General features: G+C 69.6%; 1 protein-coding gene and 1 pseudogene. Both read right to left on the reverse strand.

The genetic code is table 11. The annotated features are described in order from the left end of the window. The coding region (locus ACQKIP_RS47130) for a Gfo/Idh/MocA family protein (RefSeq protein WP_427745830.1) at window positions 1-858 on the reverse strand (858 nt) is incomplete at its 3' end. A gap of 102 nt (window positions 859-960) precedes the next feature. After that, window positions 961-1,532, reverse strand: a pseudogene (locus tag ACQKIP_RS47135) (FAD-binding oxidoreductase); the annotation flags it as partial.

Here is a 1,532-nt window from a genome sequence, read left to right on the forward strand (position 1 = left end):
GTTGATGTCCATGTAGTTGGAGACCGGGCCGAAACCGTGGTTGGGGTAGAGGTCGCCGCGCAGCCGCGTGTGCCACAGGCGCCGCCAGGGGCCCTCGTAGTAGTCCGGGTCGAACATCAGGCCGCGCAGGTCGTGGTTGTAGGCGCCCGCCCCGTGCAGCAGATCGCCGAACTTGCCCGCATGGGCCATGCGCAGGACACGCATCTCGTTCTTGCCGTAACAGCAGTTCTCCAGCTGCATGCAGTGTCTGCGGGTGCGCTCGGAGAGGTCGACCAGTTCCCACAGCTGGTCGAGCTGGAGGGCGATGGGACACTCCACGCCGACGTGCTTGCCGTTGAGCATGGCGGTCTTGGCCATGTCGAAGTGCCAGTCCCAGGGCGTCGCCACGTACACGAAGTCGATGTCACCGCGCTTGCACAGGTTCTCGAAGTCGTGATCGCCCTTGGTGTACGTCGCCGGGGCGGGCTGGCCCGCGGCGGTGACCTTCTTCGCGGCGGCCGCGGTCTTGTCCTTGACCGGGTCGCAGAGCGCGACGACCCTGACCCCCGGGACCGCCAGGAACAGGTCGATCATGCTGCCGCCGCGATTGCCGAGCCCGACGATGCCCACCCGCACCGTGGAACGCCGCTCGAACGGTACGCCGACCATGGTCTTGCCCTTGCGCGGCGGCGCCTGGGCGGCGGCGGGCGCGCCCTGCGGGGCGTCGGCGTGCGCCGTACCGCCGGCGAGGGAGCCCAGACCGAGCCCGGCTCCGGCGATGCCCGCGGTGCGCAGCACGGCGCGGCGTGAGGTGCCGTCGGCGGAGTCGTCAGGGGTCGCGGACTCGTCGGGGTTCGGTATCGCGTGCTCGTCGTGCATCGGACCTCCGTGGCTTGGATGCCTGCGCTGGAACGGATGCCACCCTGATGGGGTGACGGGCGTGGCGCAAGGGACCGAAGTGGCCAGGGAGTTGGACTTATGTCAGGCCGGGCGTGTGGCGCGCTCCAGCTCCAGGAGTACGGAGTAGTAGGAGCGGCCCGTGGCGTGGTCCATGCCGACCTCGCACATGCGGTTCGCCGAGAGGTGCGCGTCGTACGTGCGGGCGGTCACCTCCGCGGCTTCCTTGTGCGTGGCTGATTCCGTCAGCTCCTTGTGCAGCATGCCGCGGTCGCCGGCGAAGGCGCAGCAGCCCGCGTCGTCGGGGAGGACCACTTCGTCCGCGCATGCCTCGGCGAGGGTACGCAGCCGGTCCTCGTCGCCCAGGTGGCTCATGGAGCAGGTGGGGTGCAGGACGGCGGAGCCGATGGTGCGGTGCACACTCAGGTGGGGGAGCAGTTCGTCCGCGGCCCAGACCAGGGAGTCGACGATCGTCAGCTCCTGGTGCAACGCGCGGTTGTCGTCGGTGAGATAGGGCACGACCTCGTGCGCGATGCCGAGCGTGCAGGACGAGGCGTCCACCACCAGGGGCAGCCTGCCGCCCGCTGTCCAGCCCCAGGCCGCCTCGACGATGCGGTTGGCCATCACCGTGTTGCCCTCGTTGTACCCCTTGGAGC

The sequence above is a fragment of the Streptomyces sp. NPDC059900 genome, assembly GCF_050270335.1.
Classification (GTDB): Bacteria; Actinomycetota; Actinomycetes; order Streptomycetales; family Streptomycetaceae; genus Streptomyces.